At 27.7% G+C, this 17,107-nt stretch carries 17 protein-coding genes and 1 other annotated feature; of the genes, 11 read left to right on the top strand and 6 right to left on the bottom strand.

Annotated elements, in window-relative coordinates; genetic code table 11:
• Positions 1-4: 4 nt before the first annotated feature.
• Together hisS and aspS are read left to right on the top strand one after the other, a co-directional pair.
• Positions 5-1,252, top strand: coding sequence for a histidine--tRNA ligase (hisS, locus tag ACQPUY_RS01445; RefSeq protein ID WP_430839109.1), 1,248 nt, complete (start codon positions 5-7; stop codon positions 1,250-1,252).
• Between the two features lie 15 nt (positions 1,253-1,267).
• Positions 1,268-3,052, top strand: coding sequence for an aspartate--tRNA ligase (gene aspS / locus ACQPUY_RS01440; RefSeq protein WP_430839107.1), 1,785 nt, complete (start codon positions 1,268-1,270; stop codon positions 3,050-3,052).
• 239 nt (positions 3,053-3,291) lie between these two features.
• On the opposite strand, the gene ACQPUY_RS01435 is transcribed toward aspS, so the two are convergent.
• Positions 3,292-3,549 carry a DUF1294 domain-containing protein gene (locus ACQPUY_RS01435; RefSeq protein ID WP_430839106.1) on the bottom strand — a complete coding sequence of 86 codons (258 nt, stop codon included), beginning with the start codon at positions 3,547-3,549 and terminating at the stop codon, positions 3,292-3,294.
• 218 nt (positions 3,550-3,767) lie between these two features.
• Here ACQPUY_RS01435 and ACQPUY_RS01430 point away from each other — a divergent pair, with 218 nt between their 5' ends.
• Complete coding sequence (locus ACQPUY_RS01430; protein ID WP_430839105.1) at positions 3,768-5,093, top strand: APC family permease; 1,326 nt, start codon at positions 3,768-3,770, stop codon at positions 5,091-5,093.
• A 154-nt stretch (positions 5,094-5,247) separates the two neighbouring features.
• On the top strand, positions 5,248-5,931 hold the full coding sequence (locus ACQPUY_RS01425; protein WP_430839104.1) for a TIGR01906 family membrane protein: 684 nt from the start codon (positions 5,248-5,250) through the stop codon (positions 5,929-5,931).
• A 70-nt stretch (positions 5,932-6,001) separates the two neighbouring features.
• Here ACQPUY_RS01425 and ACQPUY_RS01420 read toward each other — a convergent pair whose 3' ends face one another.
• Both ACQPUY_RS01420 and ACQPUY_RS01415 read right to left on the bottom strand, forming a co-directional pair.
• Positions 6,002-7,168, bottom strand: coding sequence for an iron-containing alcohol dehydrogenase (locus tag ACQPUY_RS01420; protein ID WP_430839103.1), 1,167 nt, complete (start codon positions 7,166-7,168; stop codon positions 6,002-6,004).
• Between the two features lie 80 nt (positions 7,169-7,248).
• Positions 7,249-8,625 (bottom strand): aldehyde dehydrogenase, encoded by a 1,377-nt coding sequence (locus tag ACQPUY_RS01415; protein ID WP_430839102.1) that lies wholly within the window; start codon positions 8,623-8,625, stop codon positions 7,249-7,251.
• A gap of 166 nt (positions 8,626-8,791) precedes the next feature.
• Here ACQPUY_RS01415 and ACQPUY_RS01410 point away from each other — a divergent pair, with 166 nt between their 5' ends.
• From ACQPUY_RS01410 to ACQPUY_RS01400, 3 genes are all read left to right on the top strand, one after another.
• Positions 8,792-9,064, top strand: a complete 273-nt coding sequence (locus ACQPUY_RS01410) for a metal-sensitive transcriptional regulator (RefSeq protein WP_430839101.1) — start codon at positions 8,792-8,794, stop codon at positions 9,062-9,064.
• A 76-nt stretch (positions 9,065-9,140) separates the two neighbouring features.
• Positions 9,141-9,397, top strand: a binding site (T-box leader).
• Positions 9,398-9,458: 61 nt separating this feature from the next.
• Positions 9,459-10,472, top strand: a complete 1,014-nt coding sequence (asnA, locus tag ACQPUY_RS01405) for an aspartate--ammonia ligase (protein ID WP_430839100.1) — start codon at positions 9,459-9,461, stop codon at positions 10,470-10,472.
• Between the two features lie 147 nt (positions 10,473-10,619).
• Positions 10,620-10,808 (top strand): ferredoxin, encoded by a 189-nt coding sequence (locus ACQPUY_RS01400; RefSeq protein WP_430839099.1) that lies wholly within the window; start codon positions 10,620-10,622, stop codon positions 10,806-10,808.
• Between the two features lie 22 nt (positions 10,809-10,830).
• On the opposite strand, the gene ACQPUY_RS01395 is transcribed toward ACQPUY_RS01400, so the two are convergent.
• The gene (locus ACQPUY_RS01395; RefSeq protein ID WP_430839520.1) at positions 10,831-11,310 is read right to left on the bottom strand and encodes a threonine/serine exporter family protein; all 480 of its coding nucleotides are present in this window, start codon (positions 11,308-11,310) and stop codon (positions 10,831-10,833) included.
• Positions 11,311-11,324: 14 nt separating this feature from the next.
• Positions 11,325-12,089, bottom strand: a complete 765-nt coding sequence (locus ACQPUY_RS01390) for a threonine/serine exporter family protein (RefSeq protein WP_430839098.1) — start codon at positions 12,087-12,089, stop codon at positions 11,325-11,327.
• Positions 12,090-12,294: 205 nt separating this feature from the next.
• Here ACQPUY_RS01390 and glyA point away from each other — a divergent pair, with 205 nt between their 5' ends.
• The 4 genes from glyA (at position 12,295) to ACQPUY_RS01370 (ending at position 16,210) form a co-directional block, all read left to right on the top strand.
• Positions 12,295-13,530 (top strand): serine hydroxymethyltransferase, encoded by a 1,236-nt coding sequence (gene glyA, locus ACQPUY_RS01385; protein WP_430839097.1) that lies wholly within the window; start codon positions 12,295-12,297, stop codon positions 13,528-13,530.
• A 78-nt stretch (positions 13,531-13,608) separates the two neighbouring features.
• Entirely contained in the window at positions 13,609-14,364 is a 756-nt protein-coding gene (locus tag ACQPUY_RS01380; protein ID WP_430839096.1) for an exodeoxyribonuclease III, read from the top strand.
• Positions 14,365-14,463: 99 nt separating this feature from the next.
• Positions 14,464-15,423: an RsmB/NOP family class I SAM-dependent RNA methyltransferase gene (locus tag ACQPUY_RS01375; RefSeq protein ID WP_430839095.1), complete on the top strand. Its 960-nt coding sequence runs from the start codon at positions 14,464-14,466 to the stop codon at positions 15,421-15,423.
• Between the two features lie 55 nt (positions 15,424-15,478).
• Positions 15,479-16,210, top strand: coding sequence for an N-acetylmuramoyl-L-alanine amidase (locus ACQPUY_RS01370; protein ID WP_430839094.1), 732 nt, complete (start codon positions 15,479-15,481; stop codon positions 16,208-16,210).
• A gap of 108 nt (positions 16,211-16,318) precedes the next feature.
• On the opposite strand, the gene ACQPUY_RS01365 is transcribed toward ACQPUY_RS01370, so the two are convergent.
• On the bottom strand, positions 16,319-16,840 hold the full coding sequence (locus ACQPUY_RS01365) for an excisionase family DNA-binding protein (RefSeq protein WP_430839092.1): 522 nt from the start codon (positions 16,838-16,840) through the stop codon (positions 16,319-16,321).
• Positions 16,841-17,107: the final 267 nt, after the last annotated feature.

Genomic DNA, 17,107 nt, shown 5'->3' with positions numbered 1-17,107 from the left:
TAATATGGAAATCCAAGCACCTAAGGGTACTAAGGATATGCTACCTCAAGATGCATATAAGTGGCATTATATTGAGGAAATTTTAAGAGAAGTTTCAAAGACATTTGGAGTAAGAGAAATAAGAACACCTATATTTGAACATACAGAGTTATTTTTAAGAGGTGTTGGAGAAACTACAGATATAGTACAAAAGGAAATGTACACTTTTAATGATAAAGGTGATAGAAGTATAACGTTAAAGCCAGAGGGAACAGCCCCTACTGTTAGAGCTTTTATAGAAAATAGATTGTTTAATGAAGCTCAACCTACGAAGTTATATTATATGATTCCATGTTTTAGGTATGAAAATGTACAAAAAGGAAGACTTAGACAATTTCATCAGTATGGAGTTGAAGTATTTGGTTCGAAAGAGCCATCAATGGATGCTGAAGTTATTTCTTTAGCTATGGAAGCTTTAAAAAAATTAGGACTTAAAGGCTTAAGTTTAAATATAAATAATTTAGGATGTCCAAAATGCAGACCTAAATATAATGATGCTTTAAAGAAATATTTAGAAGAAAATTACAATAATCTTTGCGATGTATGTAAAACTAGATTTGAAAAAAATCCAATGAGAATTTTAGATTGTAAAGAACGAACTTGTAAAGAAATTACTAAAAATGCTCCAATCATATTAGATTATGTATGTGATGAATGTGATTCTCACTTTACTGAAGTAAAGAGATATCTTGATGCTTTAAATATAAAATATACTATTGATCCAGGTATAGTTAGAGGCTTAGACTACTACACTAAAACTATTTTTGAAATATTAAATGATGATTTCACAGTTTGTGGTGGTGGTAGATATGACAAACTTATTGAAGAAATAGGTGGCCCAGAAATGCCAGCAGTAGGGTTTGGTTTAGGATTAGAAAGACTTATAATGACATTAGAAAAGGAAGGAATAGAAATTCCAAGGGAAGATATTATTGAGCTTTATATAGGAGCTAGAGGTGATGAAGCAAAAACAGAGGCCTTTGTCTTAGCAAATAAGTTAAGAGCTAATGGAATTAAAACAGAAGTAAATCACATGGGCAGAAGCATAAAAGCAGAAATGAAATATGCTAATAAAATTGGATCAGCATTTACTACTATAATAGGCGATGACGAACTTCAAAATAAAGTGTTAAAACTAAAAAGAATGAGTGATGGTGAACAATTTGAAGTTAGTTTAGATAATATAGATGAAATAGCGAAGGTTATTAAATAGTTAGGAGGAAGAAAAATGGGCGAAGCTTTAGGCGGATTAAAGAGAACCCTAATGTGTGGAGAAGTTAGAGAAAGTAATGTTTCTCAAAAGATTACATTAATGGGATGGGTGCAAAGAAATAGAAAATTAGGAGGTCTTCAATTTATAGACTTAAGAGATAGAACAGGAATTATGCAAATAGTTTTTGGAGAAGAAATTAATGCAGAAGCCTTTGAAAAAGCTAAAGATGTTAGACCAGAATATTGTATAGCTGTAACTGGAGAAGTAGTTTTAAGAGAGGCTCCAAATCATAATATGCCAACTGGATTAGTTGAACTTAAATGTGAAAGTTTAAAAATACTTTCAGAGTCAGATACTCCTCCTATTTACATAAAGGAAGGGTTAGATGCAGCAGAAAATATAAGATTAAAATATAGATATTTAGATCTTAGAAGACCTGATATGCAAAGAATATTTATGATTAGAAGTAAAGTTTCTAAATCAGTACGTGATTATTTAGATGCAAATAACTTTTTAGAAGTGGAAACTCCAATGTTAACAAAGAGTACTCCAGAGGGAGCAAGAGATTATCTTGTGCCTTCAAGAAACTATCCAGGAATGTTCTATGCACTTCCTCAATCACCACAAATATTTAAGCAACTATTAATGGTTTCAGGATTTGATAGATACTATCAAATTGTTAAATGCTTTAGAGATGAAGATTTAAGAGCAAATAGACAACCAGAATTTACTCAAATAGACTTAGAAATGAGTTTTGTTGAAGAAGAAGATGTAATAAAAATGAATGAAGGTTTAATATCTCATGTATTTAAAGAGGTAGCAGGAGTAGATGTTAAGTTACCTATAAAGAGAATGACATTTAAAGATGCTATGGAAAAATACGGTTCAGATAAGCCTGATTTAAGATTTGGAATGGAAATCACTAATATTACAGAAGACGTAAAGGATATGGATTTTGTAGTATTTAAATCAGCAATAGAAAATGGTGGTTCTGTAAGAGCTCTTTGCTTAAAAGGTGGAGCATCTTTAGGAAGAAAGCCAATAGATAAATTAGGTGAATTTGTTAAGACATATAAGGCTAAAGGACTTGCATGGATTCAAATTAAAGAAGACGGAATTAAATCATCAATTGCTAAATTCTTAACTGATGATGTAACAAATTCAATTATAAAAACTATGAATGCTGAAGTTGGTGATGCTATATTTATAGTAGCAGACAAAAATTCAGTAGTATTCCAAAGCTTAGGAGCATTAAGATTAGAGCTTGCAAAGCAGTTTGATTTAATAAAAGATAAGAATGAATTTAACTTTACTTGGATTACAGAATTCCCTCTATTTGAATATAATGAAGAAGAAGGAAGATATCATGCAGCTCACCATCCATTTACATCACCAATGGATGAAGATATAGATATGTTAGAAACCAATCCAGGAGCAGTTAGATCAAAAGCTTACGATTTAGTTTTAAATGGAGAAGAATTAGGTGGAGGTTCTATAAGAATTCATGATTCTAAGCTTCAAGAAAAAATGTTTAAGGCTTTAGGATTTACAGAAGAATCAGCTCAAGAAAGATTTGGATTCTTAATAGATGCATTTAAGTTTGGACCACCACCACATGGCGGATTAGCTTTTGGACTTGATAGAATGATTATGTTCTTAGCAGGAACTGAAAATATTAAGGATGTTATTGCATTCCCTAAGAATCAAAATGCTTATTGCTATTTAAGTGAAGCACCTAATATTGTAGATGAAAATCAACTTGAGGATTTAGGAATTTCAATAATTAAAAAAGAACAATAGTAGTTAAAGAGATAGTTTTAAAAACTATCTCTTTTTTAATGTCTAGGAAAGTGTAAAAGTTTATCCTTTTAATAACTATTTATACTTTCCTTTCTGCATATATTAATTTTTCAATGACTTGGAGCAAAGTGACGGAGCAAGCACTGTTCTTAATTCCGATTTAGCGTAAAATAGATAGTATAGTGTGGCGACTTGAAGCAAAGTGATGGAGCAAGCACTATGATATATTTCTATTATTGTTATTTAAAGATAAAAATTAAAATTTGAAGAATTAGAATTAATGGAATTCCTACTGTAAACTTTTTGTGTTTAGTTTTATGTCTAAATGTATACATACCTAAAAGAGTTCCTAAGCTTCCTCCTACAGTTGATAATAAAAATAAAGTTGATTCCTTGATTCTCCACTTATGTTTAATAGCTTTTTGTTTATCTATATAAATAGTAATAAAAGCAATAATATTAATTAAAATTAAATAATAAAATAAAATATTTTCCATACTAATCTCCTATAAAATTTATTTTATAGGTTAATTATATACTGGAATAATTATTATAGAAATAAAAATTATTTAATTAAATTATAAAGAGTTGAATTTATTATTTTTAAAAATTTTTAATTATAATAAATTTATTGTTCTAATTTTTTGATTTATATGATATATTGTACATAGAAAATTGGCATTATAGAATATTATATTAAAAATGAGGTGGAATTATGAAGAAAAATGAATATGGCTTATTTACTGCCATAGGTATGATAGTAGGTATAGTAATTGGATCAGGTATATTTTTTAAGAGTGATAATATACTTGTTGCAACAAATGGCAGTATAAGTCTAGGTGTTATAGTTTTCTGCATAGCTGCTTTGGGAATTATATTTGGAAGTTTAACTATTTCAGAGCTTGCTTCTAGGGAAAGTAGACCAGGGGGAATAATAACATATGCAGAATATTCTTATAATGAATCTGCAGCATGTGCATTTGGATGGTTTCATACATTCTTGTATTATCCAACTTTAATTGCTGTAGTTTCATGGGTTGCAGGAATATATATATGTATGTTATTTGGAATTGATGGTGGACTAGCTCTTAATATAGCTATTGGATTTGCATTTATAGTAATATTTTATATTTTGAACATATTATCAGGAAAATTAGGTGGCTATTTTCAAAATATATCTACAGTCATTAAAGTTATTCCTTTAATATTAATTGCATTAGCTGGTGTATTTTTCGGAAATCCAAATGTAATTAATATTGGTGATGTTACTCATATGAAGTCAGCAACATGGATGGCAGCAATAGCTCCAATTGCATTTTCTTTTGATGGTTGGATAATAGCTACATCTATTGGACATGAAATAAAAGATTCAAAAAAGAATCTTCCAAAAGCTTTAGTAATTGCTCCATTATTTATACTAATAATATATGTTTTGTATTTTGTTGGAATTAGTATATATGTAGGACCTGAAAAAATAATGGCTTTAGAAGATGCACACGTTAATTTAGCAGCTAATATGTTATTCGGTACATGGGGAGCTAAAATTATACTAACATTTGTAGTTGTTTCAATATTAGGAACTTTAAATGGACTTATTATGGGACATATAAGAATGCCTTATTCATTAGCAATTAGAGGTATGTTCCCAAAATCTAGAAAGATAAAAATTGTTAATGAAAAATTAGGAATGCCAATTTATTCAGCAATTATAGCTTTCATAATAACTCTAGTTTGTTTAATAATTCATTATATAACTCAAAAAAATAATTATTTACCAAATACAGATGTATCTGAAATATCTATAACTGTAAATTATTTATTATACATATTATTGTATTTTAAAGTTTTTAGAATGGGTTTAAGCGGAGAAGTTAAAGGAGTTTGGAAGGGAAAACTTAATCCAATCTTAGCATCAGTAGGATCACTTATAATTTTCTTTGGTAGTCTTACAAATCCATTATTTTTAGTATATCTTGCAATTTGTGGAGCTTTATTGTTAGCAGCAATTATATTCTGGAAATTTAAAGAAAAATCTATTTAATATAATAATAAAAAAATATACATATTAGAGTTGAATTTATAAAGTTTGAGAAACTTAGCAAAAAAAAAGAAGGGTAACCTTCTTTTTTTGTATATATAATAAATTTTATGTTATTATTAAATAAAAAATAAGTAGGTAATTGGGTGATGGGAATATGAAGAGAATATTAGAAGTATTTAAAAAAATTTTTTATGGCTTTTTATTAGCAATATTTACTATAGGAATTTCAACTATTATATCATTAAATTTTAAGTTTATATATAGTTTTTCTATAGATAAATATAATCTAGATAAAGTGGGACAAGTATCTAAAAAAATGCTTATGAAGGATTATAGTACATTAATTAATTATTTACAAAATCCGTTTGTAGATAAGTTGAATTTTGAAAATTTTTCTATGAGTAATAATGGAGAGTTTCATTTTTATGAAGTTAAGAAAATATTTTTAGCAATTTATCTTTTAACATTTATAATTTTTATATTTTTTATTGTTTTATTTATTATAAGAAAGAGTAAGAAGAAAAAAATTAATATTTACAAGCTATTTAATTATGGAGCTAATACACTTACAGGTATAATAGCTGTACTTTTATTAGCTATATTTATTGATTTCTCAAAAGCATTTATTATATTTCATAAGATATTCTTTAATAATGACTATTGGATTTTTGATGAAAGAACAGATCCTATTATAAAAGTTTTACCAGAAGAAGTTTTTATGTTATATGCAATAGTTATAATTTTTATAATAATGGCTTATATATTTATATGTAAATTATATTATTATAAAAAGACTTTCAGTAAGAAAAATAAAGAGGAGAAAAGTATATCAGTATAGAGATTATTATAGAAAAGCAAAATGGAACTGACATAAGCAGTTCCATTTTGTTTAATTTAACAAGTAAAAATTATAGAGCCAATTTAAATATTTCTAAAGCTTCCCTTTCTCTTATTTCTACAAAGTTACCAACATGATCACAATAAGCAACTAGTTTTTTAGACATTTCTTCAATGCGACTATCATCAATATCTACATGACTTAATCTAGTTGGTAAATCCATATCAGTAAAGAAGTTTTCAAGTGCTTCTATACCCTTTAAAGAAGTTTCTTCAAGATTGTTAATATTAATATCAATATTAAAGACTCTATTAGCAAATTGAGCAAATCTATTTAAATCATGTTTATATACATATTTCATCCAAGCAGGGAAAAGTATTGCAAGCCCTGCACCATGGGCTATATCATAAATACCGCTTAGTTCATGCTCGATATCATGAGTTGCCCAATCACCAATTCTTCCCATGCTTAAAGAGTTATTATGAGCTATCATTCCTGATAGCATAATTTCAGCTCTTGCATTATAGTCATTAGGGTTTATGTTTAATCTTAAAGCATTTTCAATGATAACTTTTAAAGTACCTTCGCATAATCTATCTGTTAAGTCAACATGCTTTTCATTAGTAAAGTATCTTTCGAGAATATGGGCTATCATATCTGCAATTCCACAAGAAGTTTGATATTTTGGTAGAGTAAAAGTAAGTTCTGGATTCATAATTGAAAAAACAGGTCTTAGAGTAGGATGGCCAGCGCTTCTTTTATACCATCCATCTTCGTTAGTTATAACACAACCAGAGCTTGTTTCACTACCAGCTGCTGGAATAGTTAATATAGTTGCAACATTTAAACAAGGATGATTAATAGAAGTATCTATAAATAAATCCCAAACATCACCATCATAATTTACTCCAGCAGCAATTGCTTTAGCAGAATCTATGACACTTCCTCCTCCAACAGCAAGTATAAAATCTATATTATTTTTTCTACAAATTTCAATGCCTTTTTTAACTAAAGAAAGTCTTGGGTTAGGTTTAACGCCAGGAAGTTCAACTATTTCAATATTTTCATTTTTTAAAGATGAAATAACTTTATCATATAATCCACTAGACTTTATACTACCTCCACCATAATGAAGTAAAATCTTATTAGTATATTTTTTTATTTCCTTGCCGATTTTTTCTTCAGTATTTTTACCAAAGATAATTTCTGTTTCATTTTTGTAATTAAAATTTCTCATAACTCCTCCTAAATAAATATATTTATATATTAATAATACTTTAAAAAATAGAGTGTTTCAAATAAAAAAATATAGTTGTTTTATTTCATAAGCTTTTTTATAGTGGAAAGCTTATTATTGTATGGGGCAAATCTAATAGGAAGCTCAAAAAAAGTTCCTCTTTTTATAATTGATTTTTTATGGGAAAATGTATCAAAGCTTGCTTTCCCATGATATTGCCCAGTTCCACTAGTACCTACACCACCAAAGGGGATATAGGAAGAAGCTACATGAATAATAGTATCATTAATAGTTGCTCCGCCAGAAGAAACATTTAATAATACTTTTTCAATAGAAGATTTATTTTCTGAAAAATAGTATAAGGCTAATGGTTTCTCTTTTGATCTAATAAATTTAATTGCCTCATCTAAGTTTGAATATTCTATAATAGGTAGGATAGGGCCAAATATCTCATCTTCCATAACTTTGGAGTTCTCCTTTATATTTACTAGAATAGTAGGTTCTAAATATAGATTTTCATCATCAAAAGAGCCACCAAAATATACTTTACCATCAGTAAGATATTCTTTAAGCCTATTTAATGAGCTTTTGTTTACCACTCTAGGAAAGTCAGGGCTAGATTTAATATCATTTCCAAATTGACTTGTAATTTCTTTTACTAAAGCCTTTAATAGTTTGTTTTTAATGCTACTTTCAACTAATATATAATCAGGAGCTACACAGGTCTGTCCTGAATTTAAAAATTTACCCCATATAATTCTTTTAGCAGCTAAGTCTATATTAGCTGTATTATCTACTATACAAGGACTTTTTCCTCCTAATTCTAATGTAACAGGAATTAAGTTTTTTGATGCTTTCTCCATAATAATTTTTCCAACTATTACACTTCCAGTAAAGAATATATAATCAAATTTTAAATCTAATAAATAAGAAACAGTTTCCTTTCCACCTAGAGGATCAATAACTGAGATATAACTTTTATCAAAGTTATTGTTTATTAATTTCTCTAGAAGTAAAGCAGTTTTGGGGCTATTTTCAGAAGGCTTAATTATTGCACAATTTCCAGCAGAAATAGCACCTATTAAAGGAGCTATAATAAGCTGAAAAGGATAGTTAAAAGGTCCAATGATTAAAGCAACTCCATAAGGCTCTTTATATATATAACTTTTTGCAGGAAAATGTACTAGAGGAGTTTTCTTTTTTTCTTTTTTTGCCCAAGATTTTAATTTCTTTATATGAAGGTTAATTTCATCATATACTATTCCTATTTCAGTGGCATAAGACTCAAAGTTCGATTTTTTTAGATCTTTGTATAATGCCTCCATGATTTCTTCTTCATTTTCTTTAATGATAAGTTTAAGTTTTTTTAAAGTATTAATTCTAAAATTTAAATCATTAGTTTTATTAGTGTAAAAAAAGTTTTTTTGCCTATTAAATATCTCTATTATTTTGTCCATAATAACCTCCAAGGTATCACATTATAAATAAATTAACATAATAATATATATTAATTATATCATTTTATATTTATTAGAATGATATATTTTTATTAATTGAAAGATACATAGATAAATGTTAAAATAAAGATACCCTATAGAGGTATAGTAATATGGAGGTATTAAATTGGAAGAAGAAAATGAAAAGATAAGAAAAGACATTATTAATAGACTTAAAAGAATTGAAGGACAGGTAAAAGGAATTCAAGGTATGCTTGAAAAAAACGTTTGCTGTTCAGACATACTAGTACAAATTTCGGCTATTAGATCAGCTATAAATAGAGTCGGAGGACTAACTATTGAATATTATGCTAATAATTGCTTAAATATAGAAGAAGGATCAATGGAACAGGAAACATTAAAACAACTTATTAAAACTATTAATACTTTTGTAAAATAAATTCAATAATAATTCAAAAAAAGTATTTACATTTTTATAATAAGATGATATTATTTATTTCAATAAAATATTGTATATAGAGGCAATGAAGAGAAGAAGTAGAGTTAATGTATCTTCAAAGAGAGTTCTACCATGGCTGAAAGTAGAATAAGAAAGTTAATTTGAATAACATCTCTGAGCTATATCCCGAAAGATAACAACTAGTAGGCGGTAATCAGGTTCACCTGTTATAGTGATAGAGTATCTAAGTTTACTTATGTACTTGATAAGGTTATTATTGTGAAATAATAGCGAATTAAGGTGGCAACATGGAATTTTACTTTCATCCTTTTATAGGATGAAAGTTTTTTATTTTATAAAATAAATTACTAATAGATTAAAGGGGGATTTTTCTATGAAAATCGAAGGAATAATAGTACCAAAGGATTATAAAAGTAACACTACATTAATTGAAACAGAAGTAAACATTAAGAAAATTAAGGATTTTTTTGAAAAGACTTTAGCAGAAAAATTAAATTTAACTAGAGTTTCAGCACCTTTATTTGTAGATGCTAAAAGTGGGGTAAATGATAATTTAAATGGAGTAGAGAGACCTGTTAAATTTGATATATTAGCAACTGGTGAAGAGGTTGAAATAGTTCATTCTTTAGCTAAATGGAAAAGATTAAGCCTATATAGATATGGATTTAATGTAGGAGAAGGTTTATATACAGATATGAATGCAATTAGAAGAGATGAGGAATTAGATAATTTACATTCAATTTATGTAGATCAATGGGACTGGGAAAAAATTATAACTAAAGAAGATAGAAATGAAGAAAAATTAAAAGAGATAGTTAAAGATATATATGATGTTTTTAAGAAAACTGAAAAATATGTTCATAGTGATTTGATTAAAGAAGAGGATAAACTTCCAGAGGATATTTTCTTTATTACTACTCAGGAGTTAGAAGATATATATCCTAAATTAACACCAAAGGAAAGAGAAGATGCTATATGTAAAGAGCATAAGGCCGTATTTATAATGAAAATTGGCGATAGTTTAAAATCAGGAGAAAAGCATGATGGAAGAAGTCCTGATTATGATGATTGGAGCCTAAATGGAGATATACTATTTTGGTATCCATTATTAGAAAGAGCAGTAGAACTTTCATCTATGGGTATTAGAGTAGATAAAAAAGCATTAGATTATCAGTTAAGAGTTTCAGGTAATGACCATAGAAGAGAATTGGAATTTCATAAGCTTTTATTAAAAGAAGAACTTCCATTTACTGTTGGAGGTGGAATAGGACAATCTAGAATTTGTATGTTCTTTTTAAATAAAGCTCATATTGGAGAAGTTCAAGCAAGTACATGGGATGATAAAAATATGAAAATATGTAGAGAATACGATATAAAACTATTATAAGCAATTTAATTTGATGCAATTAATATTTATCGCATATTATGGGTTGTGAAAATTATTGACAATTTTCAATAATTATTTATAATGATGGTATAAATAGATGTTAACTTATGGAAAAATGAGTTTAATATAAATAAAGGAGGCGGGTTTATGAAAGCATTTGTTGATGAAAATACATGTATATCTTGTGGATTATGTGAAGGAATTTGTCCGGAAATATTTACATTAGAAACAGGAGTATCTACTGCAAAAGAAGGAGATGTTCCTGCAGAATTTGAAGATGCTACAAGAGAAGCTTGCGATAGCTGTCCAGTAAGCGCAATATCAGTAGAAGAATAATAGACAAGAAAAAGCCGCATAGTTAAGAAATATGCGGCTTTTTTTTGGCTAATTTTTCTAATTCACGAACTTCTCTTTTCTTTTTAGCTGACATAAAAAGTCTAGTTAAAGTAGATACAAAAATTATTCCTAAGGCTAAGGAGCCAGCATTAGCCATGGTATGTAAACCTAATTCAATAGATTCCATAATGTTTCCGTTGATTGCCTCATACATAGTATAATACATCCCACCACCTGGAACCAAAGGGATTAATGCACAAATAATTAAAGTGGTAACAGGCGTTTTTAAAACTCGAGCCATTATTTCCGAATAAATACTAAAAATAATAGAGGCTATAAAAAAGGAAGAGGTTGTATCAAATCCTAGATTCTCAAAGTATAAACTAATAAACCAACTTATACCGCCACCTAATCCAGCATAGAAAAGCTTATGACCCTTAATGTTAAATAATATTCCAAAGCCAAGGGTAGCAAAAAAAGCAAAAATTGATTGCGTAATCATTGTTGTGTTACTCATTATAATCCTCCAAATGTAGAAATCCAAAAGCTAAGTACTGCTCCTGTTCCAACAGCAATTGATATTGCCACTAAAAAAGCTTCAACGGCTCTAGTTAATCCTGCTAATAAATCTCCAGAAATAGTGTCACGTATAGCATTAGTAATAGCAAGACCTGGAACTAATAGCATTATAGATCCAATAATAGTTTTATCAATATCATTTATAAGGTTTATTTTTAAAAATATAATTGCCATTATTGCAGTTATTCCTGCACATATGCTATTAATAAAAAATTGATTTATTTCTAGGGCAGCAAATTTTATAGATAATGACTTTATGACAAGTCCAATAAAAAATGCAGCTATTGCTTCAGGAACTTTTCCACCAAAAAGAAAAACAAAGCAAAATGCACCTAGAGCAGAAATTATTATAGCTGTTTTATCATTATATCTTTCACCATTATTAATTATTTTAAGTTGTTCTTTTAATTCTGAAACTGTCAATCCTCTATTAATTATATTTCTTGATAAATCATTAACCTTATCTACTTTATCTAAATCTATAGTCCTAGTTGAAACTCTTCTAATAAGAGAGTAAGTTTTTCCGTTATGGCAAATTGAAACCATTATTCCAGTAGTAGTTACAAAACTTTCTGCTTCTTCTATACCGTAAATTTTACATATTCTCCATATGATTTCTTCAGCTCTATAAGTTTCTCCACCAGACTCAAGCATAATTTTTCCAGCGAATGTGGCTACATGAAGTATTTCATTTAAATCCATAAGATATACTCCTTATATCTAAAATTTCTTAAGGTATTATAACATATTGAATATTGTATAGTATACACTACTTTCTATATTTAATAATAAAAAGGAAAAAATAATAAAAATAATAATTAATTACATATTTTAATTGATTATTATTGAAATTAAATTTATAATTTATTAAAAAGTATATTTTTAAATATTAAATTGGGGTGATAAAATGAATTTTGAAAATCTTTCAAAGGAAGATAAAGTTATTAACGAATTAATTAATAAGGAATTAAAAAGACAGCAAGATGGAATTGAATTAATTGCATCTGAAAATTTTGCTTCTAAAGCTGTTATGGAAGCAATGGGATCATATCTTACTAATAAATATGCAGAGGGATATCCAAATAAAAGATACTATGGTGGATGTCACGTAGTAGATGAAATTGAAGATATAGCTAGAGAAAGAGCAAAAGAACTTTTTGGAGCAGAGCATGCAAATGTTCAGCCTCACTCTGGATCACAAGCCAATATGGCTGTATATTTATCAATACTTGAATATGGTGATACTGTATTAGGAATGGATTTAAGTCATGGAGGTCACTTAACTCATGGTTCACCAGTTAATTTTTCTGGTAAGCTTTATAATTTTGTTTCTTATGGAGTAAATAAAGAAACAGAAACAATTGATTATGATGAAGTTAGACAAATTGCATTAAAACATAAACCTAAGTTAATTGTAGCAGGCGCTAGTGCATATTCAAGAGTAATTGACTTTAAAGCCTTTAGAGATATTTGCGATGAGGTTGGAGCTTATCTTATGGTTGATATGGCTCATATAGCAGGATTAGTTGCAACAGGAGCACATCCATCACCAGTTCCATATGCAGATTTTGTTACATCAACTACTCATAAAACCTTAAGAGGACCAAGGGGAGGTATGATACTTTGCAAAGAGAAATATGCAAAGCAACTTGATAAGACTATTTTTCCAGGAATACAAGGAGGACCTCTAATACATACTATAGCAGCGAAAGCAGTATGTTTTAAAGAAGCATTAGATCCATCTTTCAAGGAATATATAAATAATGTAGTGGTTAACTGTAGCGTATTATCTAATGAATTAAACAAATATGGATTTAAAATTGTTTCTGGTGGTACAGATAACCATTTGATTTTAGTAGATTTAAATAATAAAGATGTTACTGGGAAGGATGCAGAAATTCTATTAGATTCAATAGGTATTACAGTAAATAAGAATACAGTTCCTAATGAAACAAAGAGTCCATTTATAACATCAGGAATCAGAATTGGAACAGCTGCTATTACAACTAGAGGATTTAATAAAGATGATATGAAGGAAATAGCTTCTATTATAAATGATACTCTTTCTGTAGAAAATCCTAATATAGATAGCTTAAAAGCTAGAGTAAAAACTTTATGTGAAAAACACCCTTTATATAAATAGCATATAAATTTATTATGTTTTACCTGGTAAAACTGTTATAATATATATAAAATATTTTTACTATAAAGGAGAAATGTAATGAAGTTAATATCATGGAATGTTAATGGAATAAGAGCTTGTGTTACAAAAGGCTTTTTAGATTATTTTAATAAAATGGATGCAGATATATTTTGTATTCAAGAAAGCAAGCTTCAAGCAGGTCAAATAGATTTAAACTTAGAAGGTTATCATCAATATTGGAACTATGCTGAAAAAAAAGGTTATTCAGGTACAGCAATATTTACTAAAGAAGAACCTTTAAATGTTTCTTATGGTATTGGCATAGAGGAACATGATAAAGAAGGAAGAGTTATTACGTTAGAGTTTGATAATTTTTATATGGTAACAGTTTATACACCTAATTCTAAAAATGAACTTGCTAGATTAGATTATAGAATGGTTTGGGAAGATGCTTTTAGAGAATACTTATTGGAGCTAGATAAGATAAAACCAGTAGTAGTTTGTGGAGATTTAAATGTTGCACATAAAGAAATAGATTTAAAAAATCCGAAAACTAATTTAAGAAATGCAGGCTTTACAGAAGAAGAAAGAGGTAAATTTACAGAATTATTAAATTCAGGATTTATAGATACATTTAGATATTTTTATCCAGATGTAACAGGAGCTTATTCTTGGTGGTCATATAGATTTAAAGCAAGAGAAAAGAATGCAGGATGGAGAATTGATTATTTCTTAGTATCAAATTCTTTAAAGGATAAGTTAGAAGATGCTAAAATTCATACAGAAATTCTAGGCTCAGATCACTGTCCTGTAGAAGTTACAATTAATATTTAGGCGAATTTAAAGTTACTTTATCATTTTTAATATAATGATAAAGTAACTTTTTACATTTATAGGGGAAAAAATAATATAATAGTAAATGGGGGTGATGTAGTGTCAATAAAGGAAGTTAAAAATTATTTACCAGAGGATCTTATAGAAATTTTAGAAAAAATATATACAACAGGGCAATTAGATTCAATTTATAAAAGTTTTTATAAGGGAAGAAGTACTAGCTTTAGAATTAATACTTTAAAGGGAAGTACAAAGGAAGTAATGGAAGAGCTTATGAAAAGTAAAATTAAGGCAGTAAACCATCCGGTATTGAAAAATGCCTTTATAGTTAGAGATAAAAAGGGGAGTACATTAAGAAAATTAGAGGTATATAAATATGGAAAAATTTATTTGCAAAATATATCTTCTATGTTTCCACCTTTATTTTTAGACTTAAAAGAAGATTTAGTTATATTAGATATGTGTGCAGCTCCAGGAGGGAAAAGCCTTTATATGGCTGATTTAACTAATAATAAAGCAACAATTTTAGCTAATGATGTTAATGAAATAAGAAGAGAAAGATTAAATTATAATATAGAAAAGCAAGGGGCTAGTTCAATTATAGCATTTGGATCTGATGGATCTTTAATAGGAAAACGTTTAAATAGATATTTTGATAGAATACTTTTAGATGCTCCATGCTCAGGAGAAGGAATTATTCAAATAAATTTTAATAAACGATTTAATGGATGGAATAAGAGAAGACTAGAATATTATCCTAAGCTTCAAAAAAAATTAATAGATAGTGCCTATAATGCACTAAAACCCGGTGGAACTATGGTATATTCAACATGCACTTTAAATACTTTTGAGAATGAAGAAGTAATTCATTATATCTTAGAAAAATATAAAGATTTGAGGTTAGAGAAAATTAATATAAATTTATCCAATATTATTAGAGGAAGAGTTAAATATGATGATAAAATTTATAATGATGACTTAAAAAACGCTATTAGAATAATACCTAATAAACATATGGAAGGATTTTTTATTGCTAAATTAATAAAGGCTAAGGAATAATTTGAACAAGCCTTGGAGACTATAATATTAAATTATTATAGCTTTGGAGGTTGAAATGAAAAAGTTTAGAAAAATAAGTTTATTTTTATTAACAATAGTATTTATAAATTTTAATGTCAAATTACCTTTTGCTTATAGTGTAATAGAAAGTCAAAAGCAATTTACTATATGTATTGATCCAGGGCATCAAAAGAAAGGTAATAGTAAATTAGAATCTGTTTCTCCTGGTTCAGGAAATAAAAAACCTAGGGTATCTCAAGGAACAGAGGGAGTAGGAACAAAAAAACCTGAATATGTAGTGAATTTGGAAGCTTCACTTATATTGAAAGATATTTTATCTAATAAAGGATATAATGTGATCATGACTAGAGAAAGTCATGATGTTAATATAAGTAATGCCGAAAGGGCTGAAATTGCAAATAATTCAAAGGCAGATATGACTATTAGAATCCATTGTGATAGTTTAAAGGATGGAAACAAAACAGGAGCTACTATATTAGTTCCATCTAGTAAGGAAAGTAATACTAAGGCTATTTATGAAGAAAGTAATAAGTTTGCAACTATATTAAAGGAAGATTTAAAAAATAAAGGTATAAAAGTAAATGGAGTTTTTGAAAGAAATGATATTACAGGATTTAATTGGTCAACAGTACCAGTTTTAATATTAGAAATGGGATTTATGAGTAATTACTGTGAAGATAAGATGTTATGCGATGAAAATTATCAAAAAAAGTTTATGAATATAGTGGCAGATTCATTAGATAAATATAAGGAAATGAAAAATTAAAAATGTAAGATGAAAAATTAATTAAAAAGCTCCGTAAGGAGCTTTTTAATTTAAATTTTATTAATTTGGAACAAATAAAATCATCAATTCGGCATTCTTAATTTTTAATTATCTATATACTTTTACAGACATAGTTTTAAAAATAGTATAAAGCTCAGTTCCCTTTTCAATAGATAACTCGTTTAAGGATTTTTTAGTTATTAAAGCTACTATAGGTATACCGATATTTAGGATTACCTTAGCACTAGTACCATCTAAGATAATATTAGAAACAATTCCTTTATGGACATTTCTTGCACTACTTATGAAGGAATCTTTACTTAATATAATATCCTCTGGTTTAATAGAAACTTTAACTCTGCCTTCTAATTCAGTATTTACATGTATTTTTACTGAATTTATTTTTGCAAATACTTCCTCATCTTTAAAAATTAAATCAGCTTCATAACTATTCTCGTATCCTTTTGCTTTTAAAAGATAAATTTCAAATTGAGATTTAGATATACGGATATGCTTTCCCATACGATGAGCATCTAAATCTCCACGTTTTATCATTTCATATACAGTATTCTTAGTTATTTTTAATTTTTGAGCAATCTCATCTGGTGTATATAATATATCTTCGATCATTTTACTCACCTTTTTCATTTTTTATTCTTTAGGAAATTATAAAAATGTTACCCAGTGAATAACGTTTTATAATTTCCATCCTTCAGTTTTGAAGTATTAAAATATCATAGCAAAGTGACTTGGAGCGAAGCGACGGAACCTAGATATCATATTTTAATACTTTTTTATTATAAAAATAATTTAACATAATAATTAAAATATAACAAATAAAAATATATAATAAATAAAATGATCTATCAAATTTATATATTTAAATCTGGATGGGAA

This window comes from Clostridium nigeriense (assembly GCF_050585245.1).
Classification (GTDB): domain Bacteria; phylum Bacillota; class Clostridia; order Clostridiales; family Clostridiaceae; genus Clostridium; species Clostridium nigeriense_A.
This window is presented reverse-complemented; position numbering and strand designations above follow the sequence as displayed.

Excerpts from the sequence above, each read along its gene's own strand:
- ACQPUY_RS01380 (WP_430839096.1), top strand. The coding sequence starts at position 13,609 with ATGAAGTTAATATCATGGAATGTTAATGGAATAAGAGCTTGTGTTACA.
- glyA (WP_430839097.1), top strand. The coding sequence starts at position 12,295 with ATGAATTTTGAAAATCTTTCAAAGGAAGATAAAGTTATTAACGAATTA.
- ACQPUY_RS01370 (WP_430839094.1), top strand. The coding sequence starts at position 15,479 with ATGAAAAAGTTTAGAAAAATAAGTTTATTTTTATTAACAATAGTATTT.
- ACQPUY_RS01365 (WP_430839092.1), bottom strand. The coding sequence starts at position 16,840 with ATGATCGAAGATATATTATATACACCAGATGAGATTGCTCAAAAATTA.
- ACQPUY_RS01400 (WP_430839099.1), top strand. The coding sequence starts at position 10,620 with ATGAAAGCATTTGTTGATGAAAATACATGTATATCTTGTGGATTATGT.
- ACQPUY_RS01390 (WP_430839098.1), bottom strand. The coding sequence starts at position 12,089 with ATGGATTTAAATGAAATACTTCATGTAGCCACATTCGCTGGAAAAATT.
- ACQPUY_RS01425 (WP_430839104.1), top strand. The coding sequence starts at position 5,248 with ATGAAGAGAATATTAGAAGTATTTAAAAAAATTTTTTATGGCTTTTTA.
- ACQPUY_RS01435 (WP_430839106.1), bottom strand. The coding sequence starts at position 3,549 with ATGGAAAATATTTTATTTTATTATTTAATTTTAATTAATATTATTGCT.
- ACQPUY_RS01395 (WP_430839520.1), bottom strand. The coding sequence starts at position 11,310 with ATGATTACGCAATCAATTTTTGCTTTTTTTGCTACCCTTGGCTTTGGA.
- aspS (WP_430839107.1), top strand. The coding sequence starts at position 1,268 with ATGGGCGAAGCTTTAGGCGGATTAAAGAGAACCCTAATGTGTGGAGAA.
- hisS (WP_430839109.1), top strand. The coding sequence starts at position 5 with ATGGAAATCCAAGCACCTAAGGGTACTAAGGATATGCTACCTCAAGAT.
- asnA (WP_430839100.1), top strand. The coding sequence starts at position 9,459 with ATGAAAATCGAAGGAATAATAGTACCAAAGGATTATAAAAGTAACACT.
- ACQPUY_RS01430 (WP_430839105.1), top strand. The coding sequence starts at position 3,768 with ATGAAGAAAAATGAATATGGCTTATTTACTGCCATAGGTATGATAGTA.
- ACQPUY_RS01420 (WP_430839103.1), bottom strand. The coding sequence starts at position 7,168 with ATGAGAAATTTTAATTACAAAAATGAAACAGAAATTATCTTTGGTAAA.
- ACQPUY_RS01415 (WP_430839102.1), bottom strand. The coding sequence starts at position 8,625 with ATGGACAAAATAATAGAGATATTTAATAGGCAAAAAAACTTTTTTTAC.